Below are 22,104 nucleotides of genomic sequence, written 5' to 3' on the forward strand. Positions count from 1 at the left end.
AGAAGCCAACGCCGCGACATTGCGGCCGGCACGCCAGGGAAAAACGAGGAAAATCATCGATTTCCGTAGTTTTTCGGGGCAATAGAACGTGGCCTGCCGCGTGAAGCGGCTTGCCTAATATGCCGACCTGTCCTCTAATTGAACCGCTGTTCCTTCCGAGGGGGATCTCATGAGGAACGGCAACCGGAGGAGGCCCCAAACTCCACAAAGAGGGCCGCATCCGGCGCAATAAAAAGAAACTCAAAGCGAGAAAAAAACAATGGCGGCAGACCGCGCACAAAACCTACAGGACACCTTCCTTAATCACGTTCGCAAAACCAAGACGCCACTGACGATCTTTCTGGTCAACGGAGTGAAGCTCCAGGGCATCGTGACCTGGTTCGACAATTTCTGTTTGCTGCTTCGGCGCGACGGTCACTCGCAGCTTGTCTACAAGCATGCGATCTCGACCATCATGCCGGGCGCGCCCATCCAGTTGTTCGAAGGCGGCGAGGATCAGCCGGCTTGAGAGTGATCTGATTGGAACCCCGGAATTTCGACGGGGATGCCGACCGTCCGCGGTCGGCAGGGGCTCAGCAGACGGGGCGGGTGTTTGTCATCGGCCCCTACTTGCGAGCGCGCGCGGGAAGTGCCGACGCGCAATCGGAAAGCCATGTCGTGCGAGATGCCGAGGCCCGGCTCGATGAAGCCGCCGGCCTTGCGCGCGCGATCGACCTCGTCATTGCCGATGCGATCATCGCGCCGATCAGCCAGATCCGGCCCGCGACCTATATCGGCAAGGGCAAGGTCGAGGAGATCGCCGCGCTGGCCAAGAGCCTCGACGTCGAACTCGTGGTGATGGATTGCGCGCTGGCGCCGATCCAGCAGCGCAATCTCGAGAAGGAATTGCACGCCAAGGTGCTCGACCGCACCGGTCTCATTCTGGAAATCTTCGGCCGCCGCGCCAAGACCAAGGAGGGCTCGCTCCAGGTCGAGCTCGCGCATCTCAACTACCAGCGCTCGCGCCTGGTGCGATCCTGGACCCATCTCGAACGCCAGCGCGGCGGTTTCGGATTCATGGGTGGTCCGGGTGAGACCCAGATCGAGGCCGACCGCCGCCTGATCCAGGAGCGCATCACCAAGCTCGAGAGCGAGCTCAAGAAGGTGCAGGCGACACGGCGGCTGCATCGCGCCGGACGCCAGCGCGTGCCGTATCGCGTCGTTGCGCTGGTCGGCTACACCAATGCCGGCAAGTCGACGCTGTTCAACCGCCTCACCCGCGCCGACGTGCAGGCCGCCGACATGCTGTTTGCGACGCTCGATCCGACCCTGCGCGCACTCAACCTGCCGCATGGCGGCAAGGCGATGCTGTCCGACACCGTCGGCTTCATCTCCAATCTGCCGACGCAGCTCGTCGCCGCCTTCCGCGCCACGCTGGAGGAGGTGCTGGAGGCCGACGTGATTTTGCATGTGCGCGACATCTCGCATGAAGATGCCGAGGCGCAGCAGAGCGACGTCGACGCCGTGCTGCGCCAGCTCGGCATCAATCCTGATGATTCCGGCCGCATTATCGAGGTCTGGAACAAGATCGACCGTTACGACGCCGAACAGCGCGAAGAGCTTCTGAACATCGCCGCGCGCCGGCCAGAGGATCATCCGGCGATGCTGGTCTCCGCCGTGTCGGGCGAGGGCATCGACGCGTTGCTCGCGGCGATCGAGCAGCGGTTAGCTGCCAAGCGCACCACGCTCGATCTCTCCATCGACGCCGCCGACGGCGCCGGCATCAGCTGGCTGCACCGCAATTCCGAGGTGCTGGCCAAGGAGCTGCACGACGGCCGCTTCGACATGACGGTGCGGGTGGATGAGACCAAGCGTGACATCGTGGTGAACAGGTTCGACGCCGTGCCGCATCTGTCGGCCACATAACATCTGTCGTCCTGGCGAAAGCCAGGACCCATACCGCGTGATCTGTCGAGACAGCGAGGTCTGGGTACCGACGAACGTTTAACTCCGAGTCTTCGCCAAACTGCTTTGTGGGGTAATGGGTCCTGGCTTTCGCCAGGAACGGCCGTGGAGGCGCACGCCCAAGATCACCTGGACAGATCGAGGCTCATGAACTGGTTGTGCGGGCTCGCCTGATAGTCGGCGAACGGCTCGCAGGATACGAAGCCCGCGCTGCGATAGAGCGCGACGGCGGGAACGTGCAGCGGCGCCGTGCCAGTCTCCAGGCTGAGACGCGCATAGCCTCGCCGGCGGCCTTCGGCGATGATGTAGCTCAAAATCGCGCGTCCGGCCCCGGTGCGCCGTGCCGTGGGCGCAGCGCGCATCGACTTCACCTCGCCATGCGTCTCATCCAGCTGCTTCAAGGCACCGAAGCCAGCTAGCACACCGTCCTGCCAGGCCGTCCAGAACGTCACGCTCGGAGCCGAAAGGCCGCTCGCGTCGAGCGCTTGTGCGTGCTCGCCCATGACGCTGCGGAGCTCCTCCAGATGATGCGCCAGCAACTCGGCGACATGTGGCGCCCTTGGATCGTCCTGCCTGATGTCCACGGTGTGCCCTCGTGTCACGTTGCCGTCTTGGCCTCGTTCCACAGCGCGTCCATCTCTTCCAGCGAGGCCTGCTCCAGCGTGCGCCCCTGCGCCTCCAACGCCTTTTCGATGAACGCAAAGCGCCGCTCGAATTTCGCGTTGGTCGCGCGCAGTGCGGCCTCCGGATCGGCATCGACGTGGCGGGCGAGGTTGACGAGGGCGAACATCAAATCGCCGGTCTCTTCGGCGATCTCCTGCTTGTCATCGCGATCCAGCGCGGCCTCGATCTCATCGGCTTCCTCACGGATCTTTTGCAGCACCGCGCGCGGATCGTTCCAGTCGAAGCCGACGGTGGAGGCCGTGCGCTGAAGCTCCATGGCGCGGGTCAGCGCCGGCTGGCCGGCCTTGACGCCTGACAGCAGTGACTTGTGCGTCGGCGTCGCCTCCGGCGGCCGGCGCGCGGCGCGTTCGGCTTTCTCTTCGGTCTTGATGCGATCCCAGACTTCCTTGACGTGGGAGGAGGCGAGATTGCCGTCCTTGTCGGCGAAGACGTGGGGATGGCGGCGGATCATTTTTCGCGTGATGGCCTCGACGACGTCGCCGAAGGCAAAGGCGTTCTGCTCTGATGCCATCTGGGCATGGAACACGACCTGGAGCAGGAGATCGCCGAGCTCTTCGCGGAGGTCGTCGAGATCGCCGCGGGTGATGGCGTCCACCACCTCATAGGCCTCCTCGATCGTGTAGGGCGCAATCGTAGCAAAATCCTGCTCGAGGTCCCAAGGGCAGCCGGTCACCGGCGTGCGCAGCGCCGCCATGATCTCGATCAGGCGGGAAATGTCGCGGGAAGGGGTCATTGCGGGCCGTTCTCCTGGGTCCAAAGCCTTATGCCAAAAGCGGGCCGCCGTTCCCAGCGCCGGCACACGGAACAGGCCGATTTCCACCGATTGGCGGGCGAGGTGCGCAGTGCTAAAGCGCGGGCCATGACTGACGCATTTTCCTCCAAAACCGCGCTGGTGCTGTTCTCCGGCGGCCAGGATTCCACCACCTGCCTCGCCTGGGCGCTGAGCCGATTTGCCCGCGTGGAGACGCTGGGGTTCGACTACGGCCAGCGCCACGCCATTGAGCTTGCCTGCCGCGACCGCCTGTTCGACGGCATCAAGGGCCTGCGCACCGATTGGGCCGCGAAGCTCGGCGAGAGCCACACGCTGTCGATTCCAACGCTCGCCGCCGTGTCCGAGACGGCGCTCACCCGCGATGTCGCGATCGCGATGGGGGCCGACGGCCTGCCCAACACCTTCGTGCCCGGCCGCAACCTCGTGTTCCTGACTTTCGCCGCGGCGCTGGCCTACCGGCGCGGCATCGCCCACATCGTCGGCGGCATGTGCGAGACCGACTACTCCGGGTATCCCGATTGCCGCGACGAGACTATCCGCGCCATGCAGGCCGCGCTCTCGCTCGGCATGGCGCGCAAGTTCGAGTTGCACACGCCGCTGATGTGGATCGACAAGGCCGCGACCTGGAAGCTGGCGCATGATCTCGGCGGCGACGGGCTCGTCGACCTGATCCGCGAGCAGTCGCACACCTGCTATCTCGGCGAACGCGGCGCGCAGCATGATTGGGGGTATGGGTGCGGGGAGTGCCCGGCGTGCAGCCTGCGGGCGAAGGGGTGGAACGAGTACGTGGCGGGGCGCAAATAGCGCTCCGATCTCCGCTGTCATTCCCCGCGAAGGCGGGGAATCCAGTACGCCGCGGATTCTCGATTCAATCACTGCTGTCTCTGGAATACTGGATCACCCGCCTTCGCGGGTGATGACAGTTTTGGGTGAGGCGGCAGCGCCTACACAACTCGCTAAGCGATTACCCGGCAAAATCCTCCGGCCGCAGCTCGATCGGCTTGCCATGCGGCGTGCGATCCGCCGCGTGGTCCCAGGCGTCGCGGTAGCGGTGCAGCGTCTCCAGCGAGGCAACGCCCTTGCGTGCGACGAGGCCTTCCAGCGTGGCCAGCCAGTGCAGATAGTAGGTCTCGCCCGTGTCAGGATCGCCGGCGGCCTGCGCGCGCTTGATCTCGGAGGCCAAGGCTGCGGCCCATTCCGGCCAGGTGAACACGCCGCGCTCGTGCAGCGTTAACGCCATCGCAAACGCATGCGCCTCCCAGGGCGCGCGGAACACCGGGCCGTCGTCATCGCGCGGAATGCTCGGGATCGCCGCCGTCGCGGCGGCAGCAGCGCTACCGGTCATCACGCCGGGTCCAGATAAGGCTCGAAGGCGTCGATCGACACCTTCAGCGTCGGATCGCCGTCCTCGCCCCAGAGATCGCGTCCCTCGAACACGACGGTGTAGAGCCATTGCGGATTCTCGCCGCGCTCCATCGCCGCCGTGTCAGGAAACACATGGCAGCCATGGTTGAGCTCAACCACGCCGACATGGCCGCGCACATAGCGCGGCAGCCGCGTGTGCGTCGCCGGATGGATGTTCTTCGCGCGCACGCGGTCGCCGATGTTGAATTTCGCCGGCGCAGGCGCCGGGCGGGCGAACTTGCCGCGCACCATGATGCGCTCAACGTTGGCGAGGTCGAACTTGCCGTGCTTGAGCGCCTTCGGGGCTTGCATCGCGTGGCCGGCGGCGACCTCCTCCCTCGTGAGGTAGCCCTTCTCGATCAGCATCTCCTCGAGCCCGAGGAACCACTTCTTGTAATAGGAGCTCGAGAGGTAGACATGCGGCGGCAGCGTCTCGCGATAGAAGCGCGAGGTGTCGATGTTGAAGGCGCCGGCTGCGCCCATCGCGCGCACCATGGCGAGCACACGCGACTCCCACTCCTCGTGAAACATCGGCTCGTTGGGCTCGGGCTCGACCTTGCCGAACCCGTCCATGCCGCCCATGTCGTGCACGCCGTTCATGACGGCGCCCCCGGCGTCCTGGGAAAGCCGGTGCCGATCATGGAATCGCGCGTGACGAGCTCGGCGAGCTGCTCCTCACTCCAGCCTTCGGTGCCCGCGGGGCGCATCGGCAGCACCAGGAAGCGCGTCTCCGCAGTCGAATCCCAGACCCGGATCTCCATGTCCTTCGGCAGGGTCACGTCGAAATCGGCGAGCACGCCGCGCGGATCCTTCACCGCGCGCGAGCGATAGGGCGCGGCCTTGTACCAGACCGGCGGCAGCCCCAGCATCTCCCAGGGGTAGCAGGAGCACAGCGTGCACACGACCATGTTGTGTCGCTCCGGCGTGTTCTCGACCACGACGAGATGGTCGCCGACGCGGCTGACATGACCGAGCGTGCCGATCGCCTTGGAGCCATCCTCCAGCAGCGCCTTCTTGAACGCGGAGTCGGTCCAGGCCTTGGCGACGACGCGCGCGCCATTATGCGGGCCGATCTTGGTCTCGTAGGCCTGGATGATGGCATCGAGCGCGGCCGGCTCGACATAGCCTTTTTCGGTCAGGATCGTCTCGAGCGCGCGCACGCGCAGCTCGGTCTCGGACAGCTCCGAATGATCGTGATCGTGGTGATGATGATGGTCGTGATCGTGGCTCATGGCGGCAAAGATAGGCGCTTTGGTCCGTTTCTGTCGAGCGTTCGTTGCAGCGCAATCCGGCCACGTGTTCGTGACGCCGTTACGCGCTAACATTGCCGCCGGCAATCTGGCGAAGCCCCCCCAAGAGATGGTCCCGGACGGCCATTGATTGCACCGAGGACAATCCGTATACGCGGCGCAGGGACAAAAGCGGCTCGGTCAGATTGGCCGGACCAACGCGACGACAATCAAGGGGGAGGGCCCATGGCCGCTAGCTCGCAGGCGCCTGAGGCGAAAGGGTTTCGCTGGAAACTGATCGCGCCGCTCGTGGTGTGGCTGGCGATCTATCTGTGGCCGGTGCCCACGGGGCTCAACGTCAATCAGTGGCACTATTTTGCCGTTTTCGCGGCCGTCATCACCGGGCTCATCCTGGAATCGATGCCGGTCGGCGCGGTCGGCTTCATCGGCCTGACGGTCGCCGGCGTCGCCGGCTATATCGATCCCGATCCCGGCAAGTCGCTGCGCTGGATGCTGGCGGGCTTTGCCGAGAGCACGGTGTGGCTGATCGTCGGCGCCTTCGTGTTCTCGATCGGCTACCGCAAGAGCCAGCTCGGCCGGCGCATCGCACTGGTGCTGGTGCAGCGGCTCGGCCGCAACACGCTCGGCCTCGGCTATGCGGTCGCGATGTCCGACTTCCTGCTCGCGCCGGCAACGCCCTCCAACACCGCGCGCAGCGGCGGCATCGTCTATCCCATCATCAGCAACATCCCGCGCATCTACGGCTCCGAGCCCGGACCGACCGCCGGCAAGATCGGCACCTACGTGATGTGGACGGCTTTTGCTGCGACCGCGGTCACCAGCTCGCTGTTCTTCACCGCGCTCGCGCCCAATGCGGCAGCGCTGGCGATCGCGAAGAAGACCGTCGGCGTCGAGGTGAGCTGGGGCCAGTGGTTCCTGGGCTTCGCGCCGCTCGGCATCCTCCTGATGATCCTCGTGCCGCTGCTCAGCTATCTGGTCTGCCGTCCCGAGGTGAAGCGCAGCCCGGAGATTTCCGAATGGGCGGCGAAGGAATTGTCGGCCATGGGCCCGATGTCGCGCAACGAGTGGATCATGCTGGCGCTGATCGTGCTCGCGATGTTCCTGTGGATCGCCGGTTCCAGCCCCGACATCCACGTTCCGGTGCTCGGCTCGAACTTCGTCAACGCCACCACCGTCGTGTTCATCGTGATCTCGCTGATGCTGGTCACCGGCGTGATCGAGTTTGCCGACATCGTCAGCGAGAAGAGCGCCTGGGAGGTGTTCTTCTATTTCACCTCGCTGCTGACGCTGGCCTCGGGCCTCAACGAGATCGGCTTCATCAAATGGTTTGCGACCGAATACGCAAAACCGCTCGCGGGGCTGTCGCCGTCAACCGCGATGCTCCTCTTGGTCGCGCTGTTCTTCTGGATCCACTATTTCTTCTCGAGCATCACGTCGCATGCGGCCGCCGTGCTGCCGGTGGTGCTGGCGGTCGGATCGGGTATCCCCGGTCTGCCGGTCACGACGCTCGCGATGCTCTGCATGTATTCGCTCGGCCTGATGGGCGTGATCTCGCCTTATGCGACGGGGCCGGCGCCGATGTATTTCGGCAGCGGCTATATCGGGAAGGGGCAGTTCTGGGGTTTTGGACTGATCTTCGGGCTGCTCTATTTCGCGGGGCTGCTGCTGATCGTGCTGCCCTGGTTGCAGATGCGGTGAGCCGGGCGGGAGATTGATACCCCCGGCGGAGGAATATTCCTCTCCGGGGAGGGATCGGGAAATGTTCGTCCAACTCCCGTCAAATATCTGAAATTGCAAGAAAGACTGGAAAAGGCGATGGTACGTGCTGCGGTGCAGCGTGTTCCTTCCGGGCCCTCATCGCTGCTTCACTCCCCGTCGCTTGAAGCGACCCGGTTCCATGTGCCGCTGGGGCACACGGGACAGCGAACTATTGTGCATGAAGGCCGCCTCCATGAATGCCCACCAATCGCTCGCGATCGGACAACCGATCGAAACGCTTGAAGCGGTTTCACCCGCTGCGACCGAGCCGGACGCCATGGTCCGTTTCGAAGGCATCTCGAAGACCTATCCGGCGTATCGCGGCAAGCCCGGCGTCAACGCGCTGCAGAATATCGATTTCGCCATTCCGCGCGGCTCCATCACCGGTGTTATCGGCCGCTCCGGCGCCGGCAAGTCGAGCCTGGTGCGCCTGATCAACGGGCTGGAGAAGCCGACCACGGGCCGCGTCATCGTCGATAACAGGGAAATCTCGGCGCTTGCAGGCCGCGAGCTGCGGCTGGCGCAGCGCTCGATCGGCATGATCTTCCAGCATTTCAACCTGTTGTCGTCGCGCACGGCCGCCGACAATATCGCGCTGCCGCTCGAGATCGCCGGCTGGTCCAAGGCTGACATCAAGGCCCGCGTGACTGAGCTGCTCGCGCTCGTCGGCATCGCCGACAAGCACGACCGCTATCCGTCGGAACTGTCAGGCGGACAGAAGCAGCGCGTCGGCATCGCGCGAGCCCTCGCCACGCGACCGAGCGTGCTGCTGTCGGACGAGGCGACCTCGGCGCTCGATCCGCAGACCACGCGCGCGATCCTCGATCTTCTCGCCAACATCAACCGCGAGCTCGGGGTGACCATCGTGCTGATCACGCACGAAATGTCCGTGGTGCGCCAACTCGCCAAGGAAGTGGTGGTGTTAGATGCCGGCCACGTCGTCGAGAGCGGCCACGTCGCCGATATCTTCACTCACCCGAAGCATCCGATCACGCAATCCTTCCTGGCCGAAGTCGTCGGCGACAGTCTGCCGGTGTCGCTTGCGAGCCGGATCGTTCCGGAGCCGTCTGCCGGCGGGCAGGCCGTGGTGCGCGTCCAGGTGCGTGGGGCAGGAGCCGGCGATACCGTGGTGGCGCGGCTGGCGCGCGAGCTCGGGCTCGACCTGTCGCTGCTGTCGGCGCGTATCGACGAGATCGGCGGCCAGCATGTGGGCTCGCTCACGCTCGGAATTCCCGGCGGCGAGGACGCGGTGACGCGGACGCTCGCCTGGCTCTCTCAATATCAATTCTCGGCGGAGCGTCTCGGCTATGTCGCCTGAACTCATCAATCTGATCATCCAGGCCGCGGGCGAGAGCCTGTACATGGTCGGCATCGCGGCGTTGCTCGGCACCGCTTTCGGCCTGCCGCTCGGCGTCTTCCTCGCGACCAGCCGGAAGGGGGAGCTGTTCTCCGCCCCCATCGTCAATCGCGTGCTCGGCACCATCGTCAATGCGACGCGCTCGACGCCCTTCATCATCCTGGTCGTGGCCATCATCCCGTTCACCCGGCTCGTCGCCGGCACCTCGATCGGCTCGACCGCGGCGATCGTGCCGCTGACCATCGCGTCGACACCGTTCATTGCGCGTCTGGTTGAGGCTGCGATCCGTGAGGTCGATGGCGGCCTGATCGAGACTGCGTCCTCGTTCGGGGCCTCGCCGATCCAGATCGTGTTCAAGGTGCTGATCCCCGAAGCACTGCCGGGCCTGTTGCTGGCGCTGACGCTCGCAGTGGTCAGCCTGCTCGGCTACTCCGCCATGGTTGGCGCGGTCGGCGGCGGGGGCCTAGGCGATCTCGGCATCCGCTACGGCTACCAGCGCTTCATGCCGGAGATGATGCTCGCCGTCGTGGTCGTGCTGATCGCGCTGGTGCAGATTGTGCAGAGCGCGGGCGACTATCTGGCGCGCCGGGTCAACCGCCGGCTGCGGCATCGCTGATACAACTTTTCTGAAACTGGAGACATCAATGCGTTTTCTCGCAACCCTTGCGGCTGCAGCCTTGCTTGCGACCTCAGCTCAAGCCGAAACAATCCGCATCGGCGTAACGGCCGGCCCCCATGCCGAGATCCTTGATGTCGTGAAGAAGGTCGGCGCCGAGCGCGGCCTCGACATCAAGGTGGTCGAGTTCACCGACTACGTGATCCCGAACCAGGCACTGGCGCTGAAGGACCTCGAAGCCAACTCGTTCCAGCACGAGCCGTACCTGAAGAACCAGATCTCCAAGACCGGGTGGAAGATCGTCAAGGTCGCCAACACGATCGGCTCGCCGCAGGGCGTCTACTCGCAGAAATACAAGAAGCTCGCCGATCTGCCCGAGGGCGCCCGCGTCGCGATCGCCAACGATCCCTCCAACGGCGCGCGCGGCCTGATGATTTTGGCGCTGCATGGCGTCATCAAGCTGAAGGATCCGAACAACGTCTCCTCGACCATCGCCGACATCACCGACAACCCGAAGAAGCTCCGCTTCGTCGAGCTCGATGCCGCCCAGCTCCCGCGCGCGCTCCAGGATGTCGACGTCGTCTCGATCAACAACAATTATGCGGTGCAGGCCGGCCTCAATCCCGCGACCGACGCGATCGCCCGCGAAAACCCTGACGGACCCTGGGTCAACATCCTCGCCGTCCGCGAGGAGGACAAGGACAAGCCGTGGGTGAAGCCGCTGATCGAGGCCTATCACTCCGAGCCCGTGAAGGCGTTTCTGGAGACGCGCTTCAAGGGAACGTACCTGCCGACCTGGTAACGGTACCCGGCCTGCATGGTTCGAGACGCCCGCTTTGGCGGGCTCCTCACCATGAGGGTTTGACATCTCGCCGCGAACGCGACCTCATCCTGAGGGCCCGCCAAAGGCGGGCGTCTCGAAGGATGGCCGCAAGCGACCCGCTCGCCACCTTTTTCGTGCCAGGGGCGATCAGGCCGCCAGCCTGGCGCGCCGCAGCGTCTCCGAGGGCAGTTCGGAGAAGTGGCGCTTGTAGTCCAGCGAGAACTGGCTGAAGTGCCAGAAGCCGTGCTGCACGGCGATGTCGTAGACCGAAGTCTGTGCACCGCCGGTGCGCTTGAGATCGCGCCGTACCCGGTTCAGTCGCATCGCGCGCCAATAGTGCATCGGGCTCGTGCCCAAGACCTCCTGGAAGCAATAGCCGAGCTTGCGCGGGCTGGCGCCGACCGCCTTGCAGACCTCAAGCAGCGATAGGGAACGCTCGCCCGCTGCCATGCATCAGCTCGCGAGCGCGATCGACGGTGCGCCTGCGTGCCGCGGCGCTGCGGCCGGGATTCGTCGGCCGTGCGGTCGGCAACATGTCCATGATCTCGACGAGGAGGGCATCCTCCAGCGCCTGCCGTGCCGCGGGATCGTCGAACTGCTCGGACGCCGTCGTGATGGTTTCGTGAATGGCGGCGAGATGGCCGCGCAGCCGCGCGACCGGCGCTTCCGCCATCTCGATCACCCGCAACTGATGCCAGACGGCGCGCGGCAGCGCGATGTCGAGGCGGGCGGCAAGCTCCTCGATCAGCGCGGCGCTGGCGACCACGCCGCGCAGCTCGAACGCCTTCGGCGTGCACATGTCGACCTCGGCGTCGATGCAGGCAATGACCTGGGCACCGGCCACGCTCGCTCCGTTGCAATTGACCTCGCCATCACCGTCCCAGGGCAGGCCGATGCCAAAGCTGTCCGCGCCAAGCTGACCATACTGCCGAACCTGCTGACTGGTGATCTCGCGGAACACCTCGACGCGGGGCAGGGAGAGCTGGGTGAAGCTGCCCCTGAAGGCACCAGCGCTGATCTGGTCGTAGCTCAGCCGCCAGCGGCCGAGCGCGGCGCAATGCTCGTCGACGTCCGTGCTGCTAGCCTGAAGCAGGATGGCAGCCGAGTCCTGAATCGGAAGAGTTTCGCTTAAGGCCATGACGATACGTCGGAATTTGCCAGCCGAAAACAGCGGGGACTGCGTCGAGACTGGCACGCCCCACAGCCCTGTCCAGCAAAATATTGCGGGATTTCGATAACGCCTGACCGCGCCGCGGTGCAGGCTTCCTTCTCAGCCGTTCCGAACATCGCAGTCGGGATGGCGTTTCGCGGAGGGATCGAGATGCGACCGAGCGACATCATGCGCGGCAGCCCGCCCGCGCCAGAGGCCCAGGTGACCCGCGCCAACTGGCGCAGCTTTCCCGCGATCCGCTGGGGCTTTACCCACACCCGCGAAGTGCTGCCGACCGCCGAGGTCCGTCGCTCCGCGCATCCATCACCGATACCAAGCGCACCGCGCGAGCTGCAAAGGCTCGGCTTCACCGCGCCGGACGGGCAGCCCACCACGATCGAGGCGACATTGCGCGAGACCTTCGCCGATACGCTGCTCGTGATGCACCGGGGCACCCTGATCCACGAATGGTACGGCGACGGCATGAGCGCGACCACGCCGCATCTGATCTGCTCGATCAGCAAGGCGATCGCCGGCACGCTCGGCGGCGTTCTGGCCGCGCGTGGCCTGCTCGATCCGGAGGCGAGGGTGGTGCGCTACGTGCCGGAGCTGGAGAGTTCGGTCTACGGCGGCTGCACCGTCCGCAACCTGCTCGACATGGCCGTCGCCATCCAGTTCGAGGAGGATTACGAGGACCCCGCCGGCGACGTCGCGCGCTATCGCTTCTCCTCGGGCTGGGACGTGCCGCCGCCAGGCGTCGATCCCAGCCATCAACGCGCCTATCTCACCACACTGCGTGGGACGGGCAAGCCGCACGGCAAGGTCTTTCATTACGTCTCGACCAATACCGAGGTGCTCGGCTGGGTCTATGAGCGCGCCTGCGGCATGCCATACCATCGCATCCTCTCCGAATATCTCTGGCAGCCCTTGGGCGCGGAGGAGGATGGCTCGCTCACGCTCGATAGCCACGGCATGGGCCGCATCGCCGGCGGCATCTCCGTCACCGCACGCGACCTCATCCGCTTTGGCGAGATGATCCGCTGCCGCGGCGTGGTCGAGGGGCGGCAAGTGGTGCCCGGCTGGTGGATCGACGACATTCGCGAGAACGGCGATCCCAAGGCGTGGGCCGACGGCGACCTCGCCGAGTTCTTCCCGGGCGCGCGCTACCGCAGCAAATGGTTCACGATCGATCCGTCACGCAACGCGCTCACCGCGATCGGGATTCACGGTCAGCACCTCTATGTCGATCTCGATTCGGATACCGTCATCGTCAAGCTCGCGACGCAGCCCAAGGCGATGGACGTGCCGATCGATCAGCGCTGGTTCGCCGCCTTCGGCGCCATCACCGCGCATCTCGCCCCGCGCTGAGATCTGGACATCATCATGCTCGATACCGTCAAAGCCAAGCCACAGACCTCGACGCCGCATGCGCTCGATCCGCTGACGGCTGAAGAGATCACCGCAGCCTGCACGCTGGTGCGTGCGGCGGCCACATCGCCCGAAAACTGCCGCTTCCCGACGGTGCGGCTGGAAGAGCCGACCAAGCAGGAGCTGGCCGCTGATAGAGCAGGGCGCCGCGCTTTCGTCCTGACACTGGACGTGACCACGGGCGAGGCAATCGAGCACATTGTCGATCTCGCCCTCAAAGAGATCGTCGCGCGAAAAATCATCCCCAACCGCGAGGCGCCCTACGCGCAACCTCCGGTGATGCTGGAAGAGTTCTTCAAGTGCGAAGCCGTGGTGAAGGCCGATCCGGGCTGGCGCGCGGCGATGGTCCGGCGCGGGCTCGCCGACAAGGACATCGAGCTCATCCAGGTCGATCCGTTCTCGTCGGGTTTCTTCGACAAGGAATTCGAGCGCGGCGCGCGCATCGTGCGTGCCGTCAGCTATTTTCGCGAGCACCTCCAGGACAACGGCTATGCCCATCCGATCGAAGGCGTGGTCGCCGTGGTCGACCTGATCGGCGGCAAGGTCATTGATCTCACGGACGCGGACCCGATCGTCCCGATCCCGCGCAAGAAACGAAATTACGGCGCGCACGAAGTCACGAGCCCGCGCATCGACATCAAGCCGCTGCATATCGAGCAGCCGGAAGGCGCGAGCTTTGAGGTCGACGGCTGGAAGGTCGACTGGCAGAAATGGAGCTTTCGCGTCGGCTTTACCCCGCGCGAGGGCCTGGTGCTGCACCAGCTCGCCTATCAGGACGGCGATCGCAAGCGCTCGCTGATCCATCGCGCCAGCGTCACCGAGATGGTGGTGCCTTACGCCGATCCGACCGCCAACCATTTCTGGAAGTCGGCGTTCGATGCCGGCGAATACGGCCTCGGCATGCTCGCCAACGCGCTCGAGCTCGGCTGCGACTGCCTCGGCAGCATCCACTATTTCGACGTGCCGGCCGCCGACGGCAAGGGCGAGCCCTTCGTCATGCAGAATGCTATCTGCATGCATGAAGAAGACTACGGAATTGCCTGGAAACACTACGAATTCCGCAACGGCCTGTTCGAAGTCCGCAGATCCCGGCGTCTGGTGATCTCGTTCTTCGCGACCGTCGGCAATTACGATTACGGCTTCTACTGGTATCTCTACCAGGACGGCACGATCCAGCTCGAGACAAAACTCACCGGCATCATCCAGACCGCCGCCGTGCCATCAGGCGAAACGTACAGATGGGGCGGCATGGTCGACGACAATCTCGGCGGTCCGACGCATCAGCACTTCTTCAACGTGCGCCTGCACATGGATCTCGACGGCGGTGGCAACACGGTGACGGAGCACGATTTCGTGCCGCGGCCCTGGGGCCACGACAATCCGCATGGCAACGTGTTCGACACCACGACGCGGGTTCTGTCGCGGGAGCGTGACGCGGCGGCGGTCGCCAACGGCGAGACCGGGCGGTTCTGGAAGATCAGCAATCCCAACGAGACCAATTCGGTCGGCAATGCACCGGCCTACAAGCTCGTCGTCAATCCGAGCCCGCTGATGCTGGCACAGGAGGGCAGCTATGTGCGCAGGCGCGGCGGCTTTGCGACCAGGCACGTCTGGGTCACGGCCTTCGATCCAGCGGAAAAGTACGCCAGCGGCGACTATCCCAACGTCCATGCCGGCGGCGACGGCCTGCCGCACTACGCCGCGCAGAACCGCAACATCGAGAATGCCGACATCGTGGTCTGGCACTCCTTCGGCCACACCCATGTCTGCAAGCCCGAGGACTTTCCGATCATGCCGGTCGAATATGCCGGCTTCATGCTGAAGCCGACCGGCTTCTTCGCCGCCAACGCGGCCTTCGACATTCCGCCGGAGCGCAACAGCCGCAGCGTGCTCGCGGGCGAGGGGAAAGGCGGCGGCGCCTCGTGCTGCGACAAGGACTAGCGGCGCGGCAGTCAGCCCGCAGCCAGTTCGACATCGTTGGCTGGCGGCACCTCAATCGACGCCGGGCCCGCAACCAGGCTGTCGAGGTCGACCAGTAACAGATCGGCAATGTGCGTGAGCTGGTGGAGCGGGATGCTGATCTCACCACGCTCGGCACGGGAGACATCGTCGGGTGAGATACCAATGAGGTTCGCCATCTGGCTCTCGGTATAGCCCCGCGCCTCGCGTGCGCCGCGGACCTGCGCGCCGATATGCCGCCGGTGCAGAGCCTGCTCTTCCTCGGTCATCATGAGGGCCTGCTCGTCGAGGCTCGCCACGCCATCGGCGAAGGCGACGCCGAGCAGCCGCCGCTTCTGCCAGGCCACGCGACAGGTCTTTCGCAAGCCATCGGCAAAGATCAGCGTGGCCTCTTTCGGAAACGCCAGCGACCAGTCGAGCTTCAGCCGTGCTCCGGTGCCTGATACGTCCGCGATCGTGCAGGGGATGCTGACGATGCCCCTGGCGCCGTCGAATTCGACGAGCCCCGTTCTCGCCGTGGATTGCCTGGTCGCAGCGCGCAATTCGCTCATGGACGTCGAACCCCGGATGCCCAGCATGCGCTGGCACAGAACGTTGCGGCACGCTCTGCAACGCAAATGAAATATCCCGCAACAAATTCTACCCTCGAGGTTCCTCACGCTCAATCAAGCGCCGAGGCCATGGTAAAGGATTCGTTCTCCGCGCCCGCTTTCGATGTCACTCGAGGCCGCGCTTCGTCGATTGACCACGTTCGTCTAGAAAGATTCCAAATCCGCGCGCCTCTCTCGGCGCCTGAGCGCATTCGCCGCACGTGCTGCGCACAGGTCTGGAGAGGTTCTAACCCGGTTCCTATCGCGCTCCGAAATCGCCTGCGTTAGGGCGGGGCATCAAAAACGATACCGGCGAAGCCGGCAGTGCGTGGGGCCTCTCAAGACGTGACTGACTTCCAACTTCCTTCGCGTTCCGACACGCGTCTTCGACAAGCTCAGGTGCTGTTCTTCGGAGCCGTCAGCTCAGCCGCTCTCATCCTTCCCCTTGGTCCCGTGCAGGCGCAGACGCAAATTCCCTCTGTCACCGTTGACGCGCCGGCCCAGCGTGCACGTCCGGCCGCGACCGCCGTGTCGCGACGATCGGCATCGACGCGCACCTCCCGCGCCAGCCGTCGCGCTCCCGCGCAGCAAGCCGCGCCGGCCCAGTCGGCGTCGAATGGCGCGACAGGTGAACGCGCCGGCGGCCCCGTGCGCGGTTTCGTCGCCACGCGCAGCGGCACCGCCACCAAGATCGACACGCCACTGATCGAGACCCCGCAGTCGGTGTCCATCGTCACCACCGATCAGATCAGGAACCAGGGCGCGGTCTCGATCGGCGAGGCGCTGCGCTACACCGCCGGCGTCAGCGGCGACGTCAATGGCGGCTCGGACACCCGCTTCGGCGGCCTCCAGATCCGCGGCTTCGACATGACCATGCCGGGCCTCTACATCGACGGCCTGCGAATCCCGTCCAGCAATTACGTGCATTTCAACGGACTCGATCCCTACGGCGCCGAGCGCCTGGAAGTTCTCAAGGGCCCGTCCTCGGCGATGTATGGCGGCAGCGGCACCGGCGGCCTGCTCAACTACGTGACAAAACTGCCGACCGCGCAGCAGTTCGGCGAGGCGTCGATCTCCGGTGGCAGCTTCAACCGCTATCAGGGCCAGTTCGACATGGGCGGCCCCGCCAACAAGGAAGGCACAGTACTGTGGCGCCTGACCGGCGTGGTTCGCGACGGCGAAACCCAGGTCGACTTCAGCAAGGACAACCGCGTCTTCATCGCGCCCGCCGTCACCTTCAAGCCGAACGACGATACCACCATCACCGTGCTCGCCAACTACCAGAAGGACCGGGCAGGGTGGGGCCTCCAGTTCCTGCCGGCTTCCGGCACGGTATGGCCGAACAACGGCCGCACCATCCCGGTCTCGTTCTTCGCGGGCGTACCGAGCTTCGATGCCTTCAACACCGAGATCGCGACCGCCGGCTACCAGCTCTCGCACGACTTCACCGACAACATCACCTTCCGGCAGAACCTGCGCTACGCCTATCAGCACAACGAGGAGAAGGTGTTTTACGGCGGCGGCTATACCGACGAGGCCGCGGGGCAGCTCGCGCGCTACGGCAGCTACAGCAACTCCTACATCAACTCCTTTGCGGTGGATAATCAGCTCCAGGGCAAGTTCACCACCGGAATCCTGAGCCACACCACGCTGGTCGGGATCGACTATCGCAACACCACGTTCCGCGACACCGCGTTCAGCGTCACGACGTCGGCGCCCGAGATCAACGTCTTCAATCCGGTCTACAGCTACGACTGGACCATCGGCGCGATGAGCGACAACACCGGCGTCAAGCAGTCGCAGGTCGGCCTCTATGCGCAGGACCAGATCAAGCTTGGCCGGCTGTCGTTCCAGCTCGGCGGCCGCCAGGATTTCGTGACGACGCAGGTCGACAGCGGCATCGCCAACACGTCGGTCTCGAAGGATGCCTCGGCCTTCACCGGCCGCGCCGCCGTGATGTACAATTTCGACAACGGCATCGCGCCTTACTTCAGCTATTCGGAATCGTTTCTGCCCGTGCTGGCGACAGGGCCGGGCGGCCAGATGCTCAATCCAGAGACGGGCGTGCAGTACGAGGTCGGCGTCAAGTACCAGCCGCTCGGCTGGAACGCGCTGTTCACCTTCGCGGCCTTCGATTTGACGCGTGACAACGTCGTCACCTATGCGCCCGGGTCCGTCTTCGCCGACCAGACCGGCCAGGTGAAATCGCGCGGCATCGAGCTCGAAGGCACGATGTCGCTCGCCGACGGCTGGAACCTGCGCGCCGCCTATGCCTATGTCGATGCCATCGTCACGCAGGATCCGGTCAATGTCGGCAAGGCGCCAACGACGGTTCCGCTCAATCGCGCTTCGCTGTGGAGCGACTACACGCTCCAGAATGGGCCGCTGGCGGGCTTGCAGTTCGGCGGCGGCATCCGCTATGTCGGCGCGACCTGGGGCGATGACGCCAACACGTTCAAGGTCGGAGCCTCGACCGTGCTGGATGCGCTTTTGGCCTACACCAGGGACAATTGGCGCCTGTCGCTGAACGTCACCAACCTCGCCGACACCCGATACGTCGCCGCCTGCTACAACCTGTCGGGCTGCTTCTATGCGGAGGGACGTAAGGCCATCGGCAAGCTGACCTACCGGTGGTGAGTTCGAACTGAAGATAGTCCGGCGATGGGAGTCGGACGTGCTGGACGAGAGTGGAAGACGATGAGAGCGATATTCGGCAAGCTGCATCGCTGGGCGGGATTGCTCACGGCCGGATTTCTGTTCTTTTCCGGCATCACCGGCGCGATCATCTCCTGGGACCACGAGATCGACGACGTCCTGAACAGCCATCTGTTCGATGTCTCGACCAAGGGCCCGGCCATTCCCTCGATCGAGCTCGCGAAGATGATCGAGGAGCGCGATCCCCGTGCGCGCGCCGTCTATCTCTTCATGACGCCGGAGGAGGGCCACTCGCTGTGGTTCTTCATCATGCCGCGGATCGATCCGGCGACCGGCAAACGCTATCCGCTCGACTACAACCAGGTCTTCCTCGATCCCAACACCGGCGTGGAGCTTGGCCGCCGCTATTGGGGCGCGGTGTGGCCGGTGACCCGCGAAAACTTCGTCTCGTTCCTGTACAAGCTGCATTACACCATGCACATCCCGGAATTCTGGGGCAGCGACCGCTGGGGCATGCGCGTGCTCGGCATCATCGCCATCATCTGGACCATCGATTGCTTCGTCGGCTTCTATCTGACGCTGCCCTCGCGGCGACGTGCCAAGGCGGCGCGGGCGCCCGAGGTCGCGCGGCAGCTCGACCGCGGCTTCTGGGCGCGCTGGGCGCCGGCCTGGACCATCAAGACCTCCGGCAGCGCCTACCGGATCAATTTCGACATCCACCGCGCCTTCAGCCTGTGGACCTGGGGCGTCTTGTTCATCATCGCCTTCACGGCATTTTCGCTGAACCTCTATTTCGAGGTGTTCTCGCCGCTGATGAAGATGGTGTCGAACTACACGCCGACGCCGTATGAGCAGCGGCCCTATCGCAATCTCGACGATCCCATCGAGCCCAGGATGACGTTCGCCGAGATTGCCGCGCGCGCCGCCGCCGACGGCAAGGCACGGGGCTGGACCACCCCGGTCGGCGCGCTCAGCTATGGCCCGGCCCATGGCGTCTATGCCGCGGCCTACTTCCACCCCGGCGATGATCACGGTGCCGGCGGCGTCGGCCCGGCGCAGCTCTATTACGACAGCGAGGACGGCCGTCCGATCGGCGAGCGGCTGCCCTGGGTCGGCACCGCCGCCGACATCTTCGTGCAGGCGCAGTTTCCGCTGCATTCGGGCCGCATCGTCGGGCTGCCCGGCCGTATCCTGATCTCGATCATGGGGCTGGTCGTGGCCGCGCTCTCGGTCACCGGGGTCGTGATCTGGTGGCGCAAGCGCCGCGCCCGTGTTCGCGTCCGCGAGACCGCGGCGATGCGCCTGACCCGGCAGCTCACGCCGGCGGAGTAGGGCCCGCCCTCGCGGATGAACCTTCCCGCGCGGCAGCGGCACAAAGACTGGAGGTCGTTTCCAGTCTTTTCGGATATTGCAATGAGATCGCTCGCCTTGCTCTGCCTGCTCGCCTTCGCGACATCAGCCCATGCGGCCGGGCCCGAGCAGAATTATCTCGACCTGCGCGATCGCTACATCGCGAAATTCTCCAAGGCCAAGGAGAACGACGAGACTTTCAAACAGCACGACGCCGCATTGAGCGAGTTGGCGCGCGTCCTGCGCGGCCTGGTCGGTCCGGTCACGATCAAAGGCCTCCCGGCAGACGGCAAGTCGAACGTCGACACCCTGTTCAAGGGCGATTCTGGTTTCGGGCATCTCGACGGACTCGGCTTCGCCTCCGAAGGCGACAAGATGCAGGCCGTGGTGACCACGACCGGACTATTGAAGCACTGGCTGGGCGAGCATCGCGAGGACGGCATGCCGCAGGAGATCGGCGCAGCGATCAAGTCGGACCGCTTCTACTATCAGGCGATCCAGGACGCCGCCTTCGCCAAATATGCGGAGCTGCCGGTCACCAAGCCCGCGTCCGCGAGCGCCGCGGTGGCCGTGCTGGGCGTGCGCGGCAACGGCGACCTGAAGGGGCCGCCACATGAAATCGACGTCGTCGCGGTCCAGGGCGAGAAGGTCTTTTTCCTTTCCGCAACCGACGCCGTGAAGACGGCCGAGATCCCGGCCTGTGAGAAGGTCTGGACGCAGATGATGGCCAGGAAGACCCCGCAGGACGCCATGGCCAAGGAGGACCAGGCCATGGACGCCTACACAAAATGCTTCGCCAAGGAAGCGCCGGGCCAGAGCTGGTTCGGAGCAGCAGTGAAGAAGGCGCAGAGCCAGCTGGACCTGCTGCCGCTGCGCTAAGCGGGTCACACGGCGAGCGCAGGTCTCGCTTCAGAACGGATAATGGCGAGGTCCCGTCTGCATGGTGATCCAGCGCAGCTCGGTAAACTCGTCGATGGCAGCCTTGCCGCCGAAGCGCCCGTAGCCCGACGCCTTGGTGCCGCCAAACGGCATCTGGGGCTCGTCGTGCACGGTCGGCGCATTGACGTGGCAGATGCCGGCTTCGATCCGCTTGGCGACGCCGAGGGCGCGCGCGATGTCACGGCCGAACACGGCGGAGGAGAGGCCGTATTCGGTGTCATTGGCAACCCGCACCGCCTCGTCCACCCCGCTGACCCGCACGACGGTCACGACCGGACCAAAGCTTTCCTCGCCATAGATGCGCATCGCCGGGGTGACGTGATCGACGATGGTGGCCGGCATGATCGTGCCGCTGCCGTGTCCGCCTGCCGCAAGTACCGCTCCCTTGGCGACGGCGTCGTCGATCAGGCCGCGTACGCGGTCGCTGGCTGCGCCGCTGATCAGCGAGCCGAGCACGACATTGCCCTTGCGGGGATCGCCGTGAGGAAGGCTCTTGGCCTTGGCAGCGAACTTGGCGATGAAGGCGTCCGCGACCTTGTCGTCGACGACGATGCGTTCCGTCGACATGCAGATCTGCCCCTGGTTCATGAAGGCGCCGAAGGCCGCGGCATTCACGGCGGCATCGAGGTCAGCATCGTCGAGGATGACGAGCGGGGCCTTGCCGCCGAGCTCCAGCAGCGCGCGCTTGAGATGCTTGGCGCAGGCGAGGGCGATGAGACGGCCGACCCGGGTCGAGCCGGTGAAGTTGACGCGGCGGACGGCGGGATGGGCGATCAGCGCCTCGACCACGGCCTGCGCATCCTCCGGCGCATTGGTCACGACATTGACGACGCCGTCGCCCACGCCGGCCTCCGTCAGGCAGTTTCCGATCAGGCGGTGCACGCCGGGGCTCATCTCGGACGCCTTCAGCACCACCGTGTTGCCGCAGGCAAGCGGCATCGCGACCGACCGCACGCCGAGGATGACGGGCGCATTCCACGGCGCAATTCCGAGCACGACGCCAACCGGCTGACGGAAGGCCATCGCGAGATTGTCGGGCTTGTCGGACGGGATGACCTCACCCGAGATCTGCGTCGTCATGGCGGCGGCCTCGCGCAGCATGCCTTCGGCGAGATGCACATTGAAGCCGGCCCAGCCCGCGGTGGCGCCGGTCTCGGCGACCATCAGCGCGGTGAACTCCGCGGCCCGGCGCGCGAGGATGTCGGCGGCCGCGTTGAGCCGCTTGCGGCGCTCGGAGGGGCCGAGCTGCGACCAGGCCGGAAAGGCCGCGGCCGCAGCGTCGGCGGCGCGCATCGCATCGTCGATCGAGGCCGCGGCCACTGTTGTCGCGACCTCACCGGAAATCGGATTGCGGCGCTGGAAGGTCCGCTGGTTGCTGGCCGACTGGTCCTTGCCGCCGATGAGAAGGTCGATTGCGTTCATGGC

General features: G+C 65.2%; 19 protein-coding genes and 1 pseudogene. 12 read left to right on the forward strand and 8 right to left on the reverse strand.

Translation table 11 applies throughout. The features are described from left to right. The first annotated feature begins 259 nt into the window (after window positions 1-259). Entirely contained in the window at window positions 260-508 is a 249-nt protein-coding gene (gene hfq, locus ACVJ19_RS29995) for an RNA chaperone Hfq (protein ID WP_007591126.1), read from the forward strand. A gap of 11 nt (window positions 509-519) precedes the next feature. After that, entirely contained in the window at window positions 520-1,905 is a 1,386-nt protein-coding gene (gene hflX / locus ACVJ19_RS30000; protein ID WP_453952772.1) for a GTPase HflX, read from the forward strand. 164 nt (window positions 1,906-2,069) lie between these two features. Here hflX and ACVJ19_RS30005 read toward each other — a convergent pair whose 3' ends face one another. Both ACVJ19_RS30005 and mazG read right to left on the reverse strand, forming a co-directional pair. Next, window positions 2,070-2,528 carry a GNAT family N-acetyltransferase gene (locus ACVJ19_RS30005; RefSeq protein WP_456739468.1) on the reverse strand — a complete coding sequence of 153 codons (459 nt, stop codon included), beginning with the start codon at window positions 2,526-2,528 and terminating at the stop codon, window positions 2,070-2,072. A 14-nt stretch (window positions 2,529-2,542) separates the two neighbouring features. Then, a complete protein-coding gene (mazG, locus tag ACVJ19_RS30010; RefSeq protein WP_456739469.1) occupies window positions 2,543-3,361 on the reverse strand; it encodes a nucleoside triphosphate pyrophosphohydrolase in 819 nt (272 codons plus the stop codon). A gap of 126 nt (window positions 3,362-3,487) precedes the next feature. On the opposite strand from mazG, the gene queC reads away from it, so the two are divergent. Next, window positions 3,488-4,204, forward strand: a complete 717-nt coding sequence (gene queC, locus ACVJ19_RS30015) for a 7-cyano-7-deazaguanine synthase QueC (protein WP_453952773.1) — start codon at window positions 3,488-3,490, stop codon at window positions 4,202-4,204. 160 nt (window positions 4,205-4,364) lie between these two features. On the opposite strand, the gene ACVJ19_RS30020 is transcribed toward queC, so the two are convergent. The 3 genes from ACVJ19_RS30020 to nthA are packed head-to-tail and all read right to left on the reverse strand — an operon-like array spanning window position 4,365 to window position 6,036. Then, window positions 4,365-4,745 carry a nitrile hydratase accessory protein gene (locus ACVJ19_RS30020; RefSeq protein ID WP_453952774.1) on the reverse strand — a complete coding sequence of 127 codons (381 nt, stop codon included), beginning with the start codon at window positions 4,743-4,745 and terminating at the stop codon, window positions 4,365-4,367. After that, window positions 4,745-5,404, reverse strand: coding sequence for a nitrile hydratase subunit beta (gene nthB, locus ACVJ19_RS30025; protein ID WP_453952775.1), 660 nt, complete (start codon window positions 5,402-5,404; stop codon window positions 4,745-4,747). Before nthB ends, ACVJ19_RS30020 begins: the two co-directional genes overlap by 1 nt. Continuing rightward, window positions 5,401-6,036: a nitrile hydratase subunit alpha gene (gene nthA, locus ACVJ19_RS30030; RefSeq protein ID WP_453952776.1), complete on the reverse strand. Its 636-nt coding sequence runs from the start codon at window positions 6,034-6,036 to the stop codon at window positions 5,401-5,403. Before nthA ends, nthB begins: the two co-directional genes overlap by 4 nt. Window positions 6,037-6,279: 243 nt before the next feature. Here nthA and ACVJ19_RS30035 point away from each other — a divergent pair, with 243 nt between their 5' ends. The 4 genes from ACVJ19_RS30035 (at window position 6,280) to ACVJ19_RS30050 (ending at window position 10,587) form a co-directional block, all read left to right on the forward strand. Continuing rightward, complete coding sequence (locus tag ACVJ19_RS30035; protein ID WP_453952777.1) at window positions 6,280-7,752, forward strand: DASS family sodium-coupled anion symporter; 1,473 nt, start codon at window positions 6,280-6,282, stop codon at window positions 7,750-7,752. A gap of 238 nt (window positions 7,753-7,990) precedes the next feature. After that, the gene (locus ACVJ19_RS30040; protein ID WP_453952778.1) at window positions 7,991-9,130 is read left to right on the forward strand and encodes a methionine ABC transporter ATP-binding protein; all 1,140 of its coding nucleotides are present in this window, start codon (window positions 7,991-7,993) and stop codon (window positions 9,128-9,130) included. Next, the gene (locus tag ACVJ19_RS30045; RefSeq protein WP_453952779.1) at window positions 9,120-9,785 is read left to right on the forward strand and encodes a methionine ABC transporter permease; all 666 of its coding nucleotides are present in this window, start codon (window positions 9,120-9,122) and stop codon (window positions 9,783-9,785) included. Before ACVJ19_RS30040 ends, ACVJ19_RS30045 begins: the two co-directional genes overlap by 11 nt. Before the next feature lie 28 nt (window positions 9,786-9,813). After that, on the forward strand, window positions 9,814-10,587 hold the full coding sequence (locus ACVJ19_RS30050) for a MetQ/NlpA family ABC transporter substrate-binding protein (RefSeq protein WP_453952780.1): 774 nt from the start codon (window positions 9,814-9,816) through the stop codon (window positions 10,585-10,587). Window positions 10,588-10,755: 168 nt separating this feature from the next. On the opposite strand, the pseudogene ACVJ19_RS30055 reads toward ACVJ19_RS30050, so the two are convergent. Continuing rightward, window positions 10,756-11,746: pseudogene (locus tag ACVJ19_RS30055) on the reverse strand (helix-turn-helix domain-containing protein). Between the two features lie 183 nt (window positions 11,747-11,929). On the opposite strand from ACVJ19_RS30055, the gene ACVJ19_RS30060 reads away from it, so the two are divergent. Together ACVJ19_RS30060 and ACVJ19_RS30065 are read left to right on the forward strand one after the other, a co-directional pair. Next, window positions 11,930-13,126: a serine hydrolase domain-containing protein gene (locus ACVJ19_RS30060; protein ID WP_453952782.1), complete on the forward strand. Its 1,197-nt coding sequence runs from the start codon at window positions 11,930-11,932 to the stop codon at window positions 13,124-13,126. 15 nt (window positions 13,127-13,141) lie between these two features. Beyond that, window positions 13,142-15,127: a primary-amine oxidase gene (locus ACVJ19_RS30065; RefSeq protein ID WP_453952783.1), complete on the forward strand. Its 1,986-nt coding sequence runs from the start codon at window positions 13,142-13,144 to the stop codon at window positions 15,125-15,127. Between the two features lie 11 nt (window positions 15,128-15,138). Here the strand turns inward: ACVJ19_RS30065 and ACVJ19_RS30070 are convergent, their stop codons facing one another. Continuing rightward, window positions 15,139-15,696: a helix-turn-helix domain-containing protein gene (locus ACVJ19_RS30070; protein ID WP_453952784.1), complete on the reverse strand. Its 558-nt coding sequence runs from the start codon at window positions 15,694-15,696 to the stop codon at window positions 15,139-15,141. 687 nt (window positions 15,697-16,383) lie between these two features. Here ACVJ19_RS30070 and ACVJ19_RS30075 point away from each other — a divergent pair. From ACVJ19_RS30075 to ACVJ19_RS30085, 3 genes are all read left to right on the forward strand, one after another. After that, entirely contained in the window at window positions 16,384-18,372 is a 1,989-nt protein-coding gene (locus ACVJ19_RS30075) for a TonB-dependent siderophore receptor (RefSeq protein WP_453955242.1), read from the forward strand. A gap of 60 nt (window positions 18,373-18,432) precedes the next feature. After that, window positions 18,433-19,722: a siderophore utilization protein FsrB gene (gene fsrB / locus ACVJ19_RS30080; protein ID WP_453952785.1), complete on the forward strand. Its 1,290-nt coding sequence runs from the start codon at window positions 18,433-18,435 to the stop codon at window positions 19,720-19,722. Between the two features lie 81 nt (window positions 19,723-19,803). Continuing rightward, the gene (locus tag ACVJ19_RS30085) at window positions 19,804-20,619 is read left to right on the forward strand and encodes a hypothetical protein (protein WP_453952786.1); all 816 of its coding nucleotides are present in this window, start codon (window positions 19,804-19,806) and stop codon (window positions 20,617-20,619) included. Between the two features lie 30 nt (window positions 20,620-20,649). Here the strand turns inward: ACVJ19_RS30085 and ACVJ19_RS30090 are convergent, their stop codons facing one another. After that, window positions 20,650-22,101, reverse strand: coding sequence for an aldehyde dehydrogenase (locus ACVJ19_RS30090; RefSeq protein ID WP_453952787.1), 1,452 nt, complete (start codon window positions 22,099-22,101; stop codon window positions 20,650-20,652). Window positions 22,102-22,104 lie beyond the last annotated feature (3 nt).

The organism is Bradyrhizobium sp. USDA 376 (genome assembly GCF_054063675.1).

What these genes read in the sequence shown, in the direction of transcription:
- nthB (WP_453952775.1), bottom strand. Translation starts at nt 5,404, where the DNA reads ATGAACGGCGTGCACGACATGGGCGGCATGGACGGGTTCGGCAAGGTC.
- queC (WP_453952773.1), top strand. Translation starts at nt 3,488, where the DNA reads ATGACTGACGCATTTTCCTCCAAAACCGCGCTGGTGCTGTTCTCCGGC.
- hfq (WP_007591126.1), top strand. Translation starts at nt 260, where the DNA reads ATGGCGGCAGACCGCGCACAAAACCTACAGGACACCTTCCTTAATCAC.
- ACVJ19_RS30065 (WP_453952783.1), top strand. Translation starts at nt 13,142, where the DNA reads ATGCTCGATACCGTCAAAGCCAAGCCACAGACCTCGACGCCGCATGCG.
- ACVJ19_RS30020 (WP_453952774.1), bottom strand. Translation starts at nt 4,745, where the DNA reads ATGACCGGTAGCGCTGCTGCCGCCGCGACGGCGGCGATCCCGAGCATT.
- nthA (WP_453952776.1), bottom strand. Translation starts at nt 6,036, where the DNA reads ATGAGCCACGATCACGACCATCATCATCACCACGATCACGATCATTCG.
- ACVJ19_RS30035 (WP_453952777.1), top strand. Translation starts at nt 6,280, where the DNA reads ATGGCCGCTAGCTCGCAGGCGCCTGAGGCGAAAGGGTTTCGCTGGAAA.
- mazG (WP_456739469.1), bottom strand. Translation starts at nt 3,361, where the DNA reads ATGACCCCTTCCCGCGACATTTCCCGCCTGATCGAGATCATGGCGGCG.
- ACVJ19_RS30045 (WP_453952779.1), top strand. Translation starts at nt 9,120, where the DNA reads ATGTCGCCTGAACTCATCAATCTGATCATCCAGGCCGCGGGCGAGAGC.
- ACVJ19_RS30090 (WP_453952787.1), bottom strand. Translation starts at nt 22,101, where the DNA reads ATGAACGCAATCGACCTTCTCATCGGCGGCAAGGACCAGTCGGCCAGC.
- ACVJ19_RS30050 (WP_453952780.1), top strand. Translation starts at nt 9,814, where the DNA reads ATGCGTTTTCTCGCAACCCTTGCGGCTGCAGCCTTGCTTGCGACCTCA.
- ACVJ19_RS30070 (WP_453952784.1), bottom strand. Translation starts at nt 15,696, where the DNA reads ATGAGCGAATTGCGCGCTGCGACCAGGCAATCCACGGCGAGAACGGGG.
- ACVJ19_RS30085 (WP_453952786.1), top strand. Translation starts at nt 19,804, where the DNA reads ATGAGATCGCTCGCCTTGCTCTGCCTGCTCGCCTTCGCGACATCAGCC.
- fsrB (WP_453952785.1), top strand. Translation starts at nt 18,433, where the DNA reads ATGAGAGCGATATTCGGCAAGCTGCATCGCTGGGCGGGATTGCTCACG.
- ACVJ19_RS30060 (WP_453952782.1), top strand. Translation starts at nt 11,930, where the DNA reads ATGCGACCGAGCGACATCATGCGCGGCAGCCCGCCCGCGCCAGAGGCC.
- ACVJ19_RS30040 (WP_453952778.1), top strand. Translation starts at nt 7,991, where the DNA reads ATGAAGGCCGCCTCCATGAATGCCCACCAATCGCTCGCGATCGGACAA.